At 40.7% G+C, this 16401-nt stretch carries 19 protein-coding genes; 6 read left to right on the top strand and 13 right to left on the bottom strand.

What is annotated here, in order from left to right; genetic code table 11:
• The first annotated feature begins 70 nt into the window (after positions 1–70).
• Together FO440_RS12505 and FO440_RS12500 are read left to right on the top strand one after the other, a co-directional pair.
• Complete coding sequence (locus FO440_RS12505; protein ID WP_144248606.1) at positions 71–427, top strand: YciI family protein; 357 nt, start codon at positions 71–73, stop codon at positions 425–427.
• 50 nt (positions 428–477) lie between these two features.
• A complete protein-coding gene (locus FO440_RS12500) occupies positions 478–1713 on the top strand; it encodes an RNA polymerase sigma factor (RefSeq protein WP_144248605.1) in 1236 nt (411 codons plus the stop codon).
• Positions 1714–1719: 6 nt separating this feature from the next.
• On the opposite strand, the gene FO440_RS12495 is transcribed toward FO440_RS12500, so the two are convergent.
• The 9 genes from FO440_RS12495 to FO440_RS12460 form a co-directional block, all read right to left on the bottom strand.
• Positions 1720–2169 carry a MarR family winged helix-turn-helix transcriptional regulator gene (locus FO440_RS12495; RefSeq protein ID WP_144248604.1) on the bottom strand — a complete coding sequence of 150 codons (450 nt, stop codon included), beginning with the start codon at positions 2167–2169 and terminating at the stop codon, positions 1720–1722.
• A 31-nt stretch (positions 2170–2200) separates the two neighbouring features.
• Positions 2201–2359: a DUF5522 domain-containing protein gene (locus tag FO440_RS24435; protein ID WP_186292658.1), complete on the bottom strand. Its 159-nt coding sequence runs from the start codon at positions 2357–2359 to the stop codon at positions 2201–2203.
• Positions 2360–2365: 6 nt separating this feature from the next.
• Positions 2366–3304, bottom strand: coding sequence for an MBL fold metallo-hydrolase (locus tag FO440_RS12490; RefSeq protein WP_144248603.1), 939 nt, complete (start codon positions 3302–3304; stop codon positions 2366–2368).
• Positions 3304–3900, bottom strand: a complete 597-nt coding sequence (coaE, locus tag FO440_RS12485; RefSeq protein ID WP_144248602.1) for a dephospho-CoA kinase — start codon at positions 3898–3900, stop codon at positions 3304–3306. The genes FO440_RS12490 and coaE overlap by 1 nt, the downstream gene beginning before the upstream one ends.
• Positions 3900–4847, bottom strand: a complete 948-nt coding sequence (locus FO440_RS12480; protein ID WP_144248601.1) for a CdaR family protein — start codon at positions 4845–4847, stop codon at positions 3900–3902. Before FO440_RS12480 ends, coaE begins: the two co-directional genes overlap by 1 nt.
• Positions 4848–4946: 99 nt before the next feature.
• Positions 4947–5276 (bottom strand): preprotein translocase subunit YajC, encoded by a 330-nt coding sequence (gene yajC / locus FO440_RS12475; RefSeq protein WP_144248600.1) that lies wholly within the window; start codon positions 5274–5276, stop codon positions 4947–4949.
• A gap of 9 nt (positions 5277–5285) precedes the next feature.
• Positions 5286–5693, bottom strand: coding sequence for a DUF1573 domain-containing protein (locus FO440_RS12470; RefSeq protein ID WP_144248599.1), 408 nt, complete (start codon positions 5691–5693; stop codon positions 5286–5288).
• Positions 5694–5698: 5 nt separating this feature from the next.
• A complete protein-coding gene (nusB, locus tag FO440_RS12465) occupies positions 5699–6646 on the bottom strand; it encodes a transcription antitermination factor NusB (RefSeq protein ID WP_144248598.1) in 948 nt (315 codons plus the stop codon).
• Positions 6647–6691: 45 nt separating this feature from the next.
• Positions 6692–7777, bottom strand: a complete 1086-nt coding sequence (locus tag FO440_RS12460; protein ID WP_144248597.1) for a Glu/Leu/Phe/Val family dehydrogenase — start codon at positions 7775–7777, stop codon at positions 6692–6694.
• A 124-nt stretch (positions 7778–7901) separates the two neighbouring features.
• Here FO440_RS12460 and FO440_RS12455 point away from each other — a divergent pair, with 124 nt between their 5' ends.
• The 3 genes from FO440_RS12455 (at position 7902) to FO440_RS12445 (ending at position 10758) form a co-directional block, all read left to right on the top strand.
• Positions 7902–8402 carry a GNAT family N-acetyltransferase gene (locus FO440_RS12455; RefSeq protein WP_186292657.1) on the top strand — a complete coding sequence of 167 codons (501 nt, stop codon included), beginning with the start codon at positions 7902–7904 and terminating at the stop codon, positions 8400–8402.
• A gap of 102 nt (positions 8403–8504) precedes the next feature.
• Positions 8505–10292 (top strand): ABC transporter ATP-binding protein, encoded by a 1788-nt coding sequence (locus FO440_RS12450; protein ID WP_144248595.1) that lies wholly within the window; start codon positions 8505–8507, stop codon positions 10290–10292.
• A 130-nt stretch (positions 10293–10422) separates the two neighbouring features.
• Positions 10423–10758, top strand: a complete 336-nt coding sequence (locus tag FO440_RS12445) for a DUF3276 family protein (RefSeq protein WP_144248594.1) — start codon at positions 10423–10425, stop codon at positions 10756–10758.
• Positions 10759–10834: 76 nt separating this feature from the next.
• Here FO440_RS12445 and FO440_RS12440 read toward each other — a convergent pair whose 3' ends face one another.
• Positions 10835–11389 carry a hypothetical protein gene (locus FO440_RS12440; RefSeq protein WP_144248593.1) on the bottom strand — a complete coding sequence of 185 codons (555 nt, stop codon included), beginning with the start codon at positions 11387–11389 and terminating at the stop codon, positions 10835–10837.
• 112 nt (positions 11390–11501) lie between these two features.
• A complete protein-coding gene (gene mgtE / locus FO440_RS12435; protein ID WP_144248592.1) occupies positions 11502–12944 on the bottom strand; it encodes a magnesium transporter in 1443 nt (480 codons plus the stop codon).
• Positions 12945–13139: 195 nt separating this feature from the next.
• Between mgtE and ychF the strand changes: the two genes are divergently transcribed.
• Positions 13140–14243 carry a redox-regulated ATPase YchF gene (ychF, locus tag FO440_RS12430; protein ID WP_144248591.1) on the top strand — a complete coding sequence of 368 codons (1104 nt, stop codon included), beginning with the start codon at positions 13140–13142 and terminating at the stop codon, positions 14241–14243.
• 120 nt (positions 14244–14363) lie between these two features.
• On the opposite strand, the gene FO440_RS12425 is transcribed toward ychF, so the two are convergent.
• Positions 14364–15539: a metallophosphoesterase gene (locus tag FO440_RS12425; protein WP_144248590.1), complete on the bottom strand. Its 1176-nt coding sequence runs from the start codon at positions 15537–15539 to the stop codon at positions 14364–14366.
• A gap of 390 nt (positions 15540–15929) precedes the next feature.
• Positions 15930–16283 (bottom strand): nuclear transport factor 2 family protein, encoded by a 354-nt coding sequence (locus FO440_RS12420; RefSeq protein WP_144248589.1) that lies wholly within the window; start codon positions 16281–16283, stop codon positions 15930–15932.
• Positions 16284–16401: the final 118 nt, after the last annotated feature.

Here is a 16401-nt window from a genome sequence, read left to right as displayed (position 1 = left end):
CAATCTGTCAATCCTCACTTGTTATGCCTGTATAATTAATTAATCAGGTAACATTTAAAGATCAAAAACAATGAAAGAGTACATGCTAATTTTCAGGCACCAGGATGGCAGCAAAATTGCTTCGCCGGAACAAATGCAGCTATGGATGCAACAAACTATGGACTGGCTCGGCGCAATTGCAGCTAAAGGTAAATTTGAAGGCAAGGGCGATGGCCTGATCTTCGACGAAGCCAAAGTTGTGCACCATAACAATGTGGTTACCAATGGGCCTTTTGGAGAGATCAAGGAAACACTTGGCGGTTACGTAATTGTAAAAGCCGACTCGGTAGACGAAGCGGTTGAATTTGCAAAGGGTAGCCCTGTATTACAAGGAGAAGGTAATACGGTAGAGGTGCGCCTGTTGGCTAAAGGTGACGGCATTCATTGATCTAATTTTGTACCAGGGTCGCAACGTGTTGCGGCTTTGCACAGCAAGCTATGCAGCAACAAGAAATTATACCCCACTTGTTCAGGACAGAGTACCGGAAAATTGTTTCGGTGCTCTGTCGTCATTTTGGGTTTGAACAAATTACCATTGCTGAAGATCTTGCCAGCGACACCTTTGCTATTGCGGCTCAAACCTGGGGAATAAAAGGCATACCGCCCAATCCTGCTGCATGGTTATATACCGTGGCCAAAAACAAAGCTAAAAATCATTTACAGCGCGACATTATATTTGAGCAAAAGATCTCTCCCGAAATACAGCATTCAACTCCTCAATATTATGAAACAGATATAGACCTGTCGCCGCAAAACATAAATGACAGTCAACTACAGATGATGTTTGCCATCTGCCATCCTGCTATCTCAACCGAAGCGCAGATCGGGCTGTCACTGCGGATTCTTTGCGGGTTTGGCATTGATGAGATTGCCGACGCGTTTTTATCCAACAAAGAAACCATCAATAAAAGGCTATACCGCGCAAAGGAAAAACTACGTGATGAAAAAGCAAGCATTGGGCTGCCGGATAGCAGACAAATAAATGAACGCCTTGCACCTGTTTTAACAACTATTTATTTATTGTTTAATGAAGGTTATTACTCTATAAATAGTAACATTACTTTACGCAAAGATCTTTGCTTTGAGGCTATGCGACTTTGCACCATGCTTGTTGAAAACCCACTAACCAATAAACCACCTGTTAACGCGCTGCTTTCATTAATGTGTTTTCATGCTTCCCGGTTTGAAGCCAGGATAAATAAGAACGGTGAGCCTGTTTTGTATGATGACCAGGATACCAGTCTTTGGGATACCGACTTAATTAGCAAGGGCGCATATTTTTTAAACTGTGCCGCCACCGGGTCTGAATTATCAAAATATCATATAGAGGCAACTATTGCCTACTGGGGCACTCAAAGAATAGATACGCCTGAAAAATGGAAAATTGTTTTAGGATTATATGACCAGCTTTTAATGTTAGCTTATTCGCCAGTGGCAATGTTAAACAGGATCTATGTATTATCTAAAGTAAGCGGAAAAGAATCAGCTATAATTGAGGCTGAGCGGCTTAATTTAACTACCGACCAGTTTTACTATACTTTACTGGGCGATCTATATACCGATAGAGATAACAAAAAAGCTAAAGAAAATTTCAGTACAGCCTTATCGTTGGCCAGATCAAATGCTGATAAATTGGTTCTTATGAAGAAAATAGAAAACCTGCAATCTTTTTAGTTATTGCTATCCTCTTAACTTATCCAACAGATCGCTTAACAGACCGGCCTCTTCCTGGGTAAGGTTACCTTTGATGAAGTCCCTGGTTTTAAACTCTATATCCATTTTAGCCAAAACCTCCAGCCCTTTTTCGCTGATGCGGATATCAACTGCCCGCCTGTCTTTATTATTGGTACAACGTGTTATCATTTCTTTTTGCACCAGGCGGTCAACAATACGCGATGCATCGCTCATTTTATCGATCATGCGCTCTTTAAGCAGGTTAACCGTAGCCGGCTTAGGGTACTGGCCTCTTAATATGCGCAGGATATTAAATTGCTGTTGCGTTAAATTATGTTTTTCAAAATGGCAGTTAAAAGTGTTCTTTAACCAACCATCGGTATACGCGATGTTAATTACAGCCTTTTGGTAATTGTCCTCAAACTTAGAGCTTTGTATTTCGTCGTCTATCCGCATAACTAATCTTACTTCAAAGATGCAAATATCTTTATTTTTTCTCTGATTTGGTATCTTCTCCGGTTTTTCCGAAATGCCAGGGACAATGTTTACACTTATTTTTGCAGCAATATCCACGTTTTAGGTGATAAGCTTCTGTAAAAACAAAGTTACCGTCTTCGTTAATATAGTAATCCTCGCCTTCTTTCATCACCGGTTAATTGAGCAATTTAACCAAAATATCTGTTTCTAAATGTGCCTTTAAATGAGCGCCATTGCCATGCAACGTCCACACCTGTTTAGGATTAATTTGCTTAATGGCCTGCAAAATATCGTTCCAGTCTACATGATCTGATATAAACAGCGTATCCTCCTTATTCACCTGCAAGTTTTTCCACCCTGACGCAAATAAGCGCTTAACACCTGTAGCCTTTATATAACTGTTAAACGTAAAAGGCGGTACAATATATACAAATTCATCCTGCGCTTTCATCAGTTTACGCCCGTATAACTGGTATTTACCAAGCGGATAACCATTACGCTCATAAATTTGGTTTATAGGCATTATTTTATGGTGTATAAGCACCTTTTTCTGCGGAGCGTAGTCATTTACCATCCGCAGCAAACGTTGGCTCTTACCCAAGCCATATGCGCCCAGCAGGATGTTACTTTTAATTCCGTTTAACTTCTTGATCTCCTCCACCGGGTCAGGATGAATAATACCAGGGTCGGCAAATGTACTTTCGGTAATGAGCACATCAGCATTGACCCATTCAATAGGCTCACAGGTTGCATCGGGCTGTATCTTGTAATCGCCGGTATATAAATAACTCGCCCCTTGGTATTCCATCAGGATCATGGCCGACCCCAGCATATGCCCGGCAGGTATAAAGGCCAGCTTAATATCTTTAATAAAGAATGGCTGATTATAGCCCACGATATTAAATACCTGCGCCGCAGAACGGTGATAACGCAGATGCATAAACTCTTGTGTAGGACGGGTGCAATAAACTTCTTTATTCCCGCTGATAGCATGGTCTGCATGGGCGTGCGATATCACTGCTGTTTTTACCGGCTGCTGCGGATCAAGATAAAAATCGCCGTATTTGCAGTAGATACCGTTGGCGTTGATCGAAACAAAATCGTCAAGAATCATTATACGGCGGCTAATTGTAAAAAAGCGTCGTGCAGCTTTAAAACCTGTGGTATAAGCAGCTGTGTTTCGCCATTTTCAATAATGTAATCTGCAAGCTCGCGCTTTTTGGCTTCGGTAAATTGTTTGGCTTCACGGGCCTCAACTTCGGCACGGGTTATATGATCACGTTTGGTAACACGTGCTATTCTTAAATCCAGCGGGGCTGTAACCAACAAAGAATAATCGCACATTTTGTAAGATGTGCTTTCAAATAACAAAGCAGCCTCTTTTATAACATAAGGCACGTTTTCAATGCCTGCAACCCAGGTATCAAAAGCCCTGAATACGGCCGGGTGGGTTAAACTATTCAATTTAGCCAGCTGCTCATCATCGTTAAAAACAATGTTTGCTATATATTTTCTGTTAAGGCTGCCGTCGGTAAAATAAGCTTCATCACCAAAGGCTTTTTTCATATTAGCAACCAATACCGGGTCAGTGGTCATGATGTTTTTGGCTTCTATATCCGCGTAAAAAACAGGAATACCCAATACCCGGAACATTTGGCTAACCGTAGTTTTCCCGCTACCAATATTACCGGTGATACCTATTTTTAACATTACTTTTTAACGATGAAATCAATATTATGAGGTTCAATGTTCACTATCTTGCAATAATCAGGCAAACGGGTAACCTTAACCGGCAGCGAACTATAACCATATGCACGCCATAAGTTAAGATCAGCCTGCGCTTCAAAAAACTCTTCATCAATATCGGCATATCGGTTTAACGAAGTGGTAAAGGTTACCTTAACCTTTTGCGGAAACACTTTTACATTATAAAAATCAACATTGCCAACCAGTTTAACCGGCAGCTCGATCGTTTTTTCTGTAAATTCATCTACCGGAATACTCACCTGGACTGTTTTTGGATAGATACTTACATTTCCTTCATCAGGTGCTTGCAGGTTAACCTCTGTGTTTACGTCTTCGTTTATGTTTTTTAAGGTCAACTGGTCTGTACGCCAGAATTTGATCTTGTCAATAACATTACTCGGACCAATTATTCTGACATATGCAGGCTTGATAACAATATTGCCCGACTGTGTAAATTGTTGCTGGTAATTCACAGATTTTACCAGTTGTACCGGCACTTTACGGTCGCTGCGATTGGTAAAGTCAAAATAAAGCGTATCGGGGGCTATGGCAATTATTTCGTTATCGACCGCTTTTTCTGCATTGATAGCATTTAGTTGTGTGCTTACAACTACATAGGCTTCGCTGTCCAGTTTACTCAGGTCAACTTTTATAATACGGTTTTGCTCGTTCATTTTTGAGAACAGCATTTGCCAGCCATTACCTTTCACAGTGGCGGTAACCGTATCAGATTGTAAGGGATGGAACGCCCGTTTTTGAGGGCTGTTTTTGAAAACCAGTACCTCTTTTACCTGGTAATCATAAGAGTTTGACAAAGTAATAGCTATCCAGGCACACAAAGCAAGTATAAGGCAGGTAAAAAATGCCGATGCCCGCCTGCGTTCTGTTGCCGATAGTTTTACTATTGCCATGTTGTTAGCTAAAAGCCGAAAGCGGAAAGGTTAAAGCTTTAGCTTTTCTTTCCGCTTTATTTTTATATTCTTAAATACTTTAAGCTTTATGCTCAAAGCTTATTTAGAAGCTACCGGTGGTGTGCTTAACGCCTTTGAATCATCTAATGAGATTGCCGCTTTATTAAAACGAACTTTGTGGCCGCCTTCGGTTTCAATTAAAAAAGTTGTATCTGCAACTTCAACGATCCTGCCATGCATACCTGATGTGGTGATGATCTTATCGCCTTTTTTTAATTCGTTAACAAAGTTTTTTTGATCTTTTTGTTTCTTAACCTGCGGACGGATCATGAAAAAGTAAAACACCACAATGATCAACACAAACGGGATCATTGAACCATAAGCGCCTAATGCTCCGCCTGTTGCTTGTAATAAAATAGTTGCTATCATTTTTAATTATTATTTTGTAAGAACTTCGCCAATTAAATGCACAGCACTTTGTGCAGGCTGGCTATTTGTCGTAACGGTTATCAGTTTATCCTGCAAACCTGATTTGCCGGCACTGTTAAATGTTACTGATATTGACGCGGTATCGCCTGGCATAACAGGCGTTTTAGGCCAGATAGGCGTAGTACAACCGCATGATGCTACCGCATTGGTAACTATTAATGGTGCTTTACCGGTGTTGGTAAATGCAAAGCTATGCGTCACCTTTTCGCCTTGTTTTATTTTGCCAAAGTCAAAAGTCTGCTTTGTGTATTTGATATCTGCCCCGTCAGTAGTGTATGCTACTACTGTATTACTTTTCTTTTGATTGCAAGCCATTAAAGCGGTTGCCATCATTAAGCTAAACAATATTTTTTTCATTGTGATTATTCTATTAGTCCTCTGCCTATTTTATTAATTTTCTTTTCGGCTTTTAGCTCAAATAAGATCTTGTCAAGGATACCGTTTATGAAAGAGTTACTTTTTGGTGTACTGTATTCTTTCGAAATTTCCAGGTACTCATTAATAGTAACCTTAACCGGGATAGATGCAAAGTTAACAAATTCGGCAATAGCCATTTTCATTAACAAGGTATCCATCATGGCTATACGCTCAGGCTCCCAGTTTTGCGTTTTTGCGCTGATCAGCTCCTGATAATCTTTATCGTAACGTACTGATGTTTCTAAAAGCTTAACAATAAATTCTTTGTCCTCTTCCCAATTGCCGGTAATTTCTGCCAGTTTATTTTTTTCAGGCTCGTCAAAAGAGAAGTTTTTGAATGTTTTAGCTATCAAAGCCTGCAGCACATCCTTATCAACCGGCCAAAAAATAAATTTTTCTTCAAAAACCTGGTCGGCCAGGCTTGATTTTAAGATCACCTTTTTAAAGATGAACTTAATAATGTCTTTATCTGTTTGTATGGTGTCGCCCGTTTTGTCAAGATACTCCTGGTACTCGGGGGCGCTTTTTAGGTTAGTAAATAAAGTTTTAACCAATTCGGGCTCAAAGCTCCACTCTACTTTATACTTTTTTGTACCTGCTAAAAACTCTTTGTTTTGATTTAAAGATATGGTAAACCTGTTGGTAAGGATCTTAAGGTTTGCGTTAAGATCATCTGCTGTAGGTAAATGCTTGTTGGCGCGTTCGTTAGCATCAATATCCGCGTAACCAACAACTTCTGATATCAGCGAAAGCATCCAAATATACATTTCATATACCTGGTCTATGCTTTGCAATAAGCTTTTTTCCTGTTGTTTTATATTAACCGCACTGGTTTGATGAAATGCGTATAATGACTGTAGTACTTTTACCCGTAGGTGCCTTCTGTTTAACATTTTTGTAAGAACGATTTAGGATTTTTACTCCTGTTTGTGATTTATTTAATAGCTGGATTTTACTTTGTTAATGTCTGTAATACGTTTTTCGACAATTTTGTTTGCGGCTTGTATGGTTGAAATATTTTCGGCTTTTGAAAGGCGTAAAACATTTCTTGTAGCCTCATAAATATTTTCGGTTAGTTGTAAAGAGCGCTTTTTGCTAAAGCCCATTAACTCCGAGTAACAATTAATAACGCCGCCTGCGTTTATAACGTAATCAGGGGCAAATATAATACCTTTATCAAGTAATAATTGTCCGTGTATTTCTTCGTCCTCTAACTGGTTATTTGCAGACCCTGCAATAATGCCGCATTTTAGTTTATTGATGGTTTGGGTGTTGATGGTACCTCCCAATGCGCAAGGCGAATAAATATCGGCATCAATATCAAAAATGGAATTATTTGAAATTGCTTCTGCTCCGTATTTTTTCGACACCTGGCGTGTTTTGTCTTCGTTAATATCGCTGATGTAAACCTTTACATTTTCATCGCGCAGCAACTTTACCAGGTTCTCGCCTACGTGGCCAATACCCTGTACAATTACTGATTTACCGGTTAGGCTATCTGTACCAAAAACTTCTTTAACAGATGCTTTTATGCCCATAAAAACGCCCATTGCCGCTATCGGTGCCGGATCGCCGCTGCCGCCTATTGTTTCAGGTAGACCGGCTACATGCTCTGTTTCCATGCGGATATATTCCATATCGCGCAGATTGGTACCCACGTCCTCACCTGCTATAAATTCGCCGTTAAGATTTTTTACAAACCTGCCGAACTTACGCATTAAAGCTTCTGTTTTTTCTTTGCGCGAATCGCCGATAATTACCGCGCAACCGCCACCCAGGTTAAGGCCTGATATAGCCGCCTTGTAAGTCATACTGCGCGATAAACGCAATACATCGGCAAGGGCCTCATTCTCGGTCTTGTAGGTCCACATACGCACACCACCCAATGCCGGGCCAAGTATGGTATTATGAATTGCTATGATCGCTTTTAAGCCGGTATCGGGGTCACTACAATAAACAACTTTTTTATGCCCGCAATCTTCCAGCTGGCTAAATATCGAATCGGTGAGTTTTGCTGTAGACATGTAGTGTTTTAAGGCGCAACAAAAGTAGGTATTTTTTATTTGCAACAAAGGTTTTTAACAGGTAATTGTAAAAGGAGTATTTAAAACCCGCCGCTACAACGGGCAAATGGGCTATATTTGGCAAATGAGCATCATAGCGCAAACCCCGCGAATTATTATTCGTGAATTTTTAGTGGAAGAGCTGGAAACTTACCTAAAGCACTTTACCGACGATCGGGTTACTTTGTACATACCTAAACACAGCCGCGAAGAGCGCATTATCATCTTCAACAATGCTTTAAACCAATATCAAACAACCAATACAACCGGGATTTGGGGCATGTTTGACAGTACTACCCATAGCTTTATCGGCAGTTGTCTTTTACGCCCTTTTGATGACAAAGCAAGCGTATTAGAATTGGGTTACAGCCTTGAGCAAAAATATTGGGGCCTTGGACTTGCTACAGAAATGGCCATTGCCATTTCATCTCATGGATTTAATGATAGCACAATTAACGAAATTGTAGCCGTTACTACTTTAGCTAATGCAGGGTCACAACGGGTGTTACAGAAAGCAGGTTTTAAGCAGGGCGATAATTTAATGAGGAACGGAGAGGAATTGGCTTATTTTAAATTAGCAAGGTAGCTTTTAGCGATGGGTTTAAAACCCATCGCTACCAATTGGCGCCGAAATAAATTCGCATTCCCAATCTAAATCCATCCTCAAAAGCTTATTTTTGCTTAATCGATGAAAGATCTCGCTTATTTAAATAAATTCTTTGTCAAATATAAATGGCGTCTTATCCCGGGGATACTATTTGTTATCATATCCAATATTTTTAGTGTACTGCCTGCACAGGTTATCCGCGTAGCGTTTGATCTGGTAACAGAAAACATTGGTGTTTACCAGCTTTTTTCGGGATTTAACCGACAGGCTATGATCTATGAGATATTTGGATCGAGTTTGTTGTTGTTTGGCATTCTGGTGTTGGTACTATCACTAATAAGAGGACTATTCTTGTTCTTTATGCGGCAAACCATCATCCTTATGTCGCGCCACATTGAGTATGATCTCAAAAACGAGATCTACAACCATTACCAGGCCCTGTCACTTGCCTTTTACCGCCGTCATAATACCGGCGATTTGATGAACCGCGTAACCGAGGATGTAAGCCGTGTACGCATGTATCTGGGGCCGGGAATTATGTACGCTATCAATACCATCGTACTTTTCTTGCTGGTTATTTATGCTATGTTAACCGTAAACGTAAGGCTGGCAATTTTTTCGATATTACCTATGCCTGTACTGGCATTTATTATTTATTATGTAAATAATATTATCAATTTCCGCAGCGAAAAGATCCAGGAACGGTTATCCTCACTATCCAGTTTTGTGCAGGAAAATTTTTCAGGTATCAGGATCATGAAGTCATATGTGCGTGAAGGCTCTGTACGCGAAAAATTTGCTTTGGAAAGCGATGATTACAAGATCCATTCAATGGCATTGGTGAAAGTACAGGCGGCCTTTTACCCTATCATGCTTTTATTGGTTGGTCTTAGCAATGTTATCACCATATTTATTGGCGGTATCGAAGTGATGAAAGGCACTATTACACCCGGCAATATTGCCGAGTTCCTTGTATATCTTAACCAGCTTACTTTCCCGGTAATGGCATTGGGCTGGGTTACATCCCTGATACAACGTGCCGCGGCCTCACAAAAGCGGATCAATGAGTTCCTGGATCAAAAGCCTGAAATCATATCGCCAGATGTGCCTAAACGTACCATCAACGGCTTGATCGAGTTTAAGGATGTATCCTTTATTTATCCTGACACAGGCATACAGGCTTTAAAAAACATAACCTTTACCGCGCATCCGGGCGAAATGGTGGCAATTATAGGGCGAACTGGTTCGGGTAAATCAACTATAGCTAATTTACTGTTACGCATGTACGACTCTACCGCCGGCGAAATATTGATAGATAAAGACCCCGTTAATACACTTAATCTTGAAGGCTACCGGGCGCAGATAGGTTTTGTACCGCAGGAAGTCTTTTTATTCTCTGACACTATTGCCAACAATATCGCATTCAGTGCCGATGTATTAAATATGCCGGTAGTTGAACAGGCTGCCAAAGATGCCGCGGTATATAATAATATTATTGAGCTGGAAAAAGGATTTGAAACCTTAATCGGCGAACGAGGCGTCACTCTATCGGGCGGGCAAAAGCAGCGGGTTTCTATAGCACGGGCTATTGTAAAACATCCGCAGATATTGGTGTTTGATGATTGCCTTTCGGCAGTTGATACCCGTACTGAAGAAGAAATATTACAAAACCTGGGTAATATTATGCAGGGCAAAACAAATATTATTATTGCCCATAGGATATCAACCATAAAAAATGCGGATAAAATATTAGTGATGGATAATGGCGAAATTATGGAACAGGGAAATCATGAGTATTTAATGAAACAAAAGGGCATTTATTTTGAATTGTATGAAAAACAATTGCTTGAAGAACAGGAAGTATCTTAAAAAAGAAGAATATAAGTGATTTTTACGCTTAATCGCTTAAAAAAAGACAATAATATTTGTTTTAATACTTCCGCTTTGAAAAATTATTTATATTTATGCCTAATAAAACTAAACTACAACAACAATAAGTATGGGAGATTTTGACAACAGAGAGCGCGAAGAAGTTTTTTCAAAGAAGGTAAGAGCAGGTAAAAGGACTTATTTTTTTGATGTTAAGGCAACACGATCAAACGACTATTACGTAACTATCACAGAAAGCAAAAAGAGATTGGAAGATGGCGTGTTTATTAAACACAAAATATTTTTATACAAAGAAGATTTCGAAAAATTTGTTGAAGGACTAAACGGAACCATCGATTACATTAAAGAGAACCAGGAAGTTGTTGAAAAGCGTTATGAATTTAGCGAAACGCCCGAAGCTGCCAAAGCAACAGCTGACGATGATTTTTCATTTGAGAATTTATAGTTAAAACCAACTCAAACTTTATTATAAACCTGAAAAGAAAAGACTTGCTAATTAGCAGGCCTTTTTTTTGTGCTTGTTATTGTAAGCCCGGTTTAGCAAAATCAGGACTGCTGCGGATAATGTAAATATTTACCCCCAGGTAAATTGCTACAATAACTGACGCTATAATAAAGCATATCACAATAAAGCCGGTACGTTTAAAGAATATTTTCAGCTTACTAAAAACAAGGCTCAATTGCGGGACGCTATTGTTAGCTATGGCAATTTTTACATCATTACCAAATTGATAGATATAAAATGAAATGAAGAATGTAAATATTGAAACGCCGGTATACAGGAATATCATAAACCCACTGTAAATAAAAGGCGGCCGCCTGAAACGATAGCCATGCACACCATACAGATCAAGCATGCGGTAGTATGTTGTGGGGTGTTTATATATGATATTAACTATACTAACAAAAAATATCCCGAACAGAAACAAAATAGCTGAGCTAATAAAGCCGGTTATACCTAAAAATCTGGCCCATCTGCCTGTTTGTTGTAAATTTTGTAAAGCAGTGCCCGTTAATACTAATTCTTGAGGTTTGGTTATAAGTACGAATGGTTCTGATTTGTCACTGTTTCTCATTGTTTGGCTTTAGTGTGCCTAAGATAATAATTTGGCAGAGTAATAAAAGTTAATATTTGAAGCCGGATTTAAATACATTACCTTAAAAGTAAAATTTATTTAAACTATAAAGCTATGTTAAACAATATTGGAATATCATTTTTTGTGGCACCATGTAATTTATTAATCCCGCATGTTTTACAGCCGGGTGCAAAACATCATGCATTACCACAAGTGCCATGCTAAAGTAAATGATCAGGCCGGTAACATCAACCAGGGTAGCCACAAACGGGGCGGATGAAGTTGCCGGATCAAGTTTTAACCGTTTCATCAATATCGGCAGCATTGAACCTGCGAGTGATCCCCACAGCACAATACCTACTAATGAAAACCCTACAGTACAAGCTATCAATAATGGATGCGCGCCATAAATATTACTGAACGTGCTCCATAAAATTATCCGTAAAAAGCCAATTAAACCCAATATGGCTCCCAGCATCAGGCCTGAAAGGATCTCGCGGCGCATAACCCGCCACCAGTCTGATATGGTAACTTCACCAAGCGCCATTGCCTGGATGATCAAGGTTGACGCCTGCGACCCGCTGTTACCCCCGCTGGACATAATAAGCGGAATAAAGAATGTCAGCTGGATCACCACAGCTATCTCGTCATTAAAATACTGCATGGCAGTTGATGTAAGCATCTCGCTCAAAAAGAGTATGATCAGCCAGCCCACACGTTTTCTAACCAGTCTGAACAAGTTAATATCCAGGTATGGCTCATCCAATGCTTCTGTACCACCTATCTTCTGGATATCCTCGGTGTACTCTTCGTTAGCTATCCATAAGATATCGTCTACAGTTACAATCCCCAGCAAAACGTCCTGATCATCGGTAACCGGTAGCGCCGTGCGGTTATTCATCCTGAACACATTGATAGCTTCTTCCTGCGGATCTGTCGCTTTAAGCGCTATCAGCCGCCCATCCATTAACTGGCTTATTTTGGTAGTCGGGTCTACCAATAAGATCTCACGGATACGGATATCATCAAGCAGGACACCTTTATCGCCCAACACATAAATTACATCAATGGTCTCAGAGTTTTTACCAAACTGCCTGATATGAGCCAGTACACGGTTAACATCCCAGCTTTTTTTGACGGCGATATAATCAGGGGTCATTAATCGGCCAACGCTGTATTCGTCATAACCTAACAGGGATAACGCTTCTTTCCGGTCGGCGGGCGAAAGGTGCAGGATCAATGCTTTTACAGCGTCACCATGTAACTCGCTAAAAAATGAGGTGCGGTCATCCGGCGGCAGCTCATTTATGATCTCTGCGATCTTTTTGCCCGGAAGTTTTTTGATGATCCGCTCCTGCGTAGGGAAGTCTAATATGCGGAAAACGTTAACCGCGCGGTTAAGCGACAACGTTTCAATAAACAGCGGCCCATGTTGCGGAAGTTCATCTATCAGCTCTTCAACATCTGATATATTAAGGTTGTTAAGGTATTCCTGAAGTTGTTGTTCGTCTTTTTGCTCAAGCAACAATTCTATTTGTTCAACCATTTCTTCCATATGGGTACCCGCTTTACATATTTTTTAATTTCTGATGACTTGCTGCAAAAGTCGTTTATTTTTTCAAATTATAAGGTAGTATTTTCTGTTATCTTTGCGCAAATTTTAGAGAGACAAGAATCAAGAGTCAGGAACAAAGACTTTTGAATTTGTCTTGGCTCTTGATTCTTAACTCTTGATTCTTTTAAATAAAATATGGCTTTACAATGTGGTATAGTGGGTTTGCCAAATGTAGGAAAATCAACTCTTTTTAATTGCTTATCAAACGCCAAGGCACAGGCGGCTAACTTTCCGTTCTGTACTATCGAGCCAAATGTGGGCGTAATTACCGTACCTGATGAGCGGTTGACAAAACTGGTCGAGATAGTACAACCTAAATCTATCGTGCCTAATACAATAGAGATAGTTGACATAGCCGGTTTGGTAAAAGGCGCCAGCAAAGGCGAAGGTTTGGGCAACCAGTTTTTAGGTAATATCCGCGCTACCAACGCTATATTACACGTATTACGCTGCTTTGATAATGATAATGTTATCCATGTTGACGGTAGCGTTGACCCTATCCGTGACAAAGAGATCATTGATACCGAGCTACAACTAAAGGATCTTGACAGTATTGAGAAGAAGATCCAGAAGGTTGAAAAAATGGCCAAAACCGGTGGTGACAAAGAGGCTAAAAAGACCTTCGACGTTTTAACTATTTACAAAGAGCATTTGCTTAAAGGCAAGTCAGCACGTACAGCGCCGGTTGCCGAAGAAGATAAAGAATACATTGCCGACCTGTGGCTGTTAACCGCAAAGCCAGTACTTTACGTTTGTAACGTTGACGAAGGTTCTGTAAACACCGGGAACGCCTATGTAGACAAGGTTAAAGAAGCCGTAAAAGACGAGAACGCCGGTGTGTTGGTGATATCGGCACAAATAGAGGCCGAGATAGCCGAACTTGAATCATTTGAAGAGCGTGAAATGTTTTTGGCCGATATGGGCCTTAGCGAGTCGGGCGTTAACAAGCTGATAAAAGCGGCTTATAAGCTGCTTAACCTGGCAACCTATTTTACCGCAGGTGTGCAGGAAGTACGCGCCTGGACCATCACCCAAGGCTTTACCGCCCCACAGGCTGCAGGCGTTATCCATACCGATTTTGAAAAAGGCTTTATCCGTGCCGAGGTGATCAAGTACGAGGACTTTGTTAAATACAACGGATCTGAAGCTGCTATAAAAGAAGCCGGTAAATTAGGCATTGAAGGTAAGACCTACGTAGTTGCCGATGGCGACATTATGCACTTTAGGTTTAACGTTTAGTCCCCCAGCCCCCTTCAGGGGGAGCAACAACTCAAAAAACAAAGCGTCTTAGTAAATCAAGACGCTTTGTTTTTTTTATAACTGCTATTTCAAAAGTCCCCCCTTTAGGGGGCGGAGGGGCTACCCTTTTTTCAAGGTAAGCACGGTAATTTCGGGCCAGATGCCTACCCGGCCTTTAAGGCCTATGAAACCGAAACCGCGGTTTACATACAGGTACCTGTCTTTTTGCTTATACAGGCCGGCCCATTGCTTGTAAACATATTTAACAGGGCTCCACTTAAAGCCAAACAGTTCGATGCCAAACTGCATACCATGCGTATGGCCCGACAGAGTTAAATGGATATGTTTTAAGTGGTTTAGCGTTTTGGCTTCCCAGTGTGATGGGTCATGCGACATCAGGATCTTTACCTGGCTATCGTCTACCTTAGCAACGGCTTTTTCAAGATCGCCGTATTTATGGAAACCGCCTTTACCCCAATTCTCTACCCCTATCAGCGTGATGGTTTGCCCGTCCTTTTCAATTTCAACGGCTTCGTCAAGCAACAGCCTGAACCCTATTTGCTTGTGCACACCTTTTAGGCTAACCAAGTTAGCGTCCTTAACGGCCTCGCTCTCCCACTTCACATAATCGCCGTAGTCATGGTTACCTAATACCGAGTATTTGCCGTATGGCGCTTGTAATCGCGCGAAATCATTGATCCATGGTGTCATTTCTGATGCCTTGTTGTTCACCATATCACCGGTGAACAAGATCAGGTCGCTGTTTTGCGCGTTTACCATATCAATGCCCTTATTAACGCCTTTAGCATCAGAGAAACTGCCGGCGTGGATGTCTGACAGTTGGGTCAGGGTAAAGCCGTCAAACGCTTCGGGCAGGTCAGGGAAGTATAAGGTGTGCTTATGTATTTGGTAATGATGACGCCCGCGCGTTAAGCCGAACAATAAGCCAAAGAACGGGATAGCAGCCACCACCAGCGCCAGCTCGCTTACCCAAACACTGCGCGGCGGAAAACCCCTGAACAGCCTTGTAATATCTTCGATCAATAAAACCGGCATCCCCAGGATCTTGGGTACGGCAGATAATAACATCAGCCCCATTAACCACGAGATAGCTCTTGGCGGCTCGCTGCCCCGGCGGCCAAATATGATGGTGATAACACCTGTAGCAATTAAAATATCGGCAGACCAATAAACCCAGTGCCAGATAGGGTTAGCTGTTAAGGTAGTAACAGCGTTAAAAAAATAAGCGTCGGCAAACAGCCAAAGCAATACGATGTACAGAACTCTTTTCTTCATTATAAGGTGGTAGACGATTGAGCGCAGAAAACATTTTAAATAATCTGCACAATTATTTATTACCGGCATTGCAACGGTTACCGGTAGTAATTTTGACCATTTTCCGGGTATCTGTTTTTTTGCCGGTAGTAAAAAATGGCATTTATCGGGTATCGGGGCTTTTACCGGTAGTAATTTTACCCGTTTTTCGGGTATTCGGTCTGATGCCGGTAGTAAAAAATAGATATAAATATCTATATATCAACCACTTAATAATAAAACCTGTTTGTTTACTTGCTTTTTGCTTATTTGAAAATGAGCAATGATATATCGGAGAGCACCTTTACTGATGCTAATAAAGGTACGGAAAAAAACGCAATAATTCGACCAGTAACAATTGCTTGGCTCAAATTACCCTATAAAAAACTGCTGGCTAATGATCTTTCCGTTCTCAACCTTATATACGCAAACCTCTTCTATGGTTTTGCGTTCCTGCCCTTTCACTGTAAAGTTCATGCTTAAAATCACGCTGAAATAGCTTTCGGCAAAAATCGGGTCAGATACGTTGATGTCATGGATCTCAACATTTGCCAGGAATTGCTTTTCGCGCTCTATTAGGTTATGCAGACCTGTTATGGGTTCATTATTATTGTTCGGGTCGATACTTACCGCGTTATCATCGTACAATTCAGTATAAGCTTCAACAAATTTCCGCTCGTTACATAATGAGGTCAGTCTGTTGGCAATTTCAGGTAGGGTGTTCATGTTTTTAAGTCTGATTTATAGTCGGCCATCTAAAATGTTATAGTAATGTCTTATTGGCCGATGTTAACATATAAATAGTAAATAGTAATTAAAGTTTTGATCTGTCACACTTTTAAAT

The organism is Mucilaginibacter corticis (assembly GCF_007558865.1).
Lineage (GTDB): Bacteria > Bacteroidota > Bacteroidia > Sphingobacteriales > Sphingobacteriaceae > Mucilaginibacter > Mucilaginibacter corticis.
Note: the sequence above shows the minus strand (reverse complement) of the source record. Positions and strands in the feature narration are given on the sequence as shown.

What these genes read in the sequence shown, in the direction of transcription:
- FO440_RS12505 (WP_144248606.1), top strand. Translation starts at nt 71, where the DNA reads ATGAAAGAGTACATGCTAATTTTCAGGCACCAGGATGGCAGCAAAATT.
- FO440_RS12500 (WP_144248605.1), top strand. Translation starts at nt 478, where the DNA reads ATGCAGCAACAAGAAATTATACCCCACTTGTTCAGGACAGAGTACCGG.
- FO440_RS12495 (WP_144248604.1), bottom strand. Translation starts at nt 2,169, where the DNA reads ATGCGGATAGACGACGAAATACAAAGCTCTAAGTTTGAGGACAATTAC.
- FO440_RS24435 (WP_186292658.1), bottom strand. Translation starts at nt 2,359, where the DNA reads ATGAAAGAAGGCGAGGATTACTATATTAACGAAGACGGTAACTTTGTT.
- FO440_RS12490 (WP_144248603.1), bottom strand. Translation starts at nt 3,304, where the DNA reads ATGATTCTTGACGATTTTGTTTCGATCAACGCCAACGGTATCTACTGC.
- coaE (WP_144248602.1), bottom strand. Translation starts at nt 3,900, where the DNA reads ATGTTAAAAATAGGTATCACCGGTAATATTGGTAGCGGGAAAACTACG.
- FO440_RS12480 (WP_144248601.1), bottom strand. Translation starts at nt 4,847, where the DNA reads ATGGCAATAGTAAAACTATCGGCAACAGAACGCAGGCGGGCATCGGCA.
- yajC (WP_144248600.1), bottom strand. Translation starts at nt 5,276, where the DNA reads ATGATAGCAACTATTTTATTACAAGCAACAGGCGGAGCATTAGGCGCT.
- FO440_RS12470 (WP_144248599.1), bottom strand. Translation starts at nt 5,693, where the DNA reads ATGAAAAAAATATTGTTTAGCTTAATGATGGCAACCGCTTTAATGGCT.
- nusB (WP_144248598.1), bottom strand. Translation starts at nt 6,646, where the DNA reads ATGTTAAACAGAAGGCACCTACGGGTAAAAGTACTACAGTCATTATAC.
- FO440_RS12460 (WP_144248597.1), bottom strand. Translation starts at nt 7,777, where the DNA reads ATGTCTACAGCAAAACTCACCGATTCGATATTTAGCCAGCTGGAAGAT.
- FO440_RS12455 (WP_186292657.1), top strand. Translation starts at nt 7,902, where the DNA reads ATGAGCATCATAGCGCAAACCCCGCGAATTATTATTCGTGAATTTTTA.
- FO440_RS12450 (WP_144248595.1), top strand. Translation starts at nt 8,505, where the DNA reads ATGAAAGATCTCGCTTATTTAAATAAATTCTTTGTCAAATATAAATGG.
- FO440_RS12445 (WP_144248594.1), top strand. Translation starts at nt 10,423, where the DNA reads ATGGGAGATTTTGACAACAGAGAGCGCGAAGAAGTTTTTTCAAAGAAG.
- FO440_RS12440 (WP_144248593.1), bottom strand. Translation starts at nt 11,389, where the DNA reads ATGAGAAACAGTGACAAATCAGAACCATTCGTACTTATAACCAAACCT.
- mgtE (WP_144248592.1), bottom strand. Translation starts at nt 12,944, where the DNA reads ATGGAAGAAATGGTTGAACAAATAGAATTGTTGCTTGAGCAAAAAGAC.
- ychF (WP_144248591.1), top strand. Translation starts at nt 13,140, where the DNA reads ATGGCTTTACAATGTGGTATAGTGGGTTTGCCAAATGTAGGAAAATCA.
- FO440_RS12425 (WP_144248590.1), bottom strand. Translation starts at nt 15,539, where the DNA reads ATGAAGAAAAGAGTTCTGTACATCGTATTGCTTTGGCTGTTTGCCGAC.
- FO440_RS12420 (WP_144248589.1), bottom strand. Translation starts at nt 16,283, where the DNA reads ATGAACACCCTACCTGAAATTGCCAACAGACTGACCTCATTATGTAAC.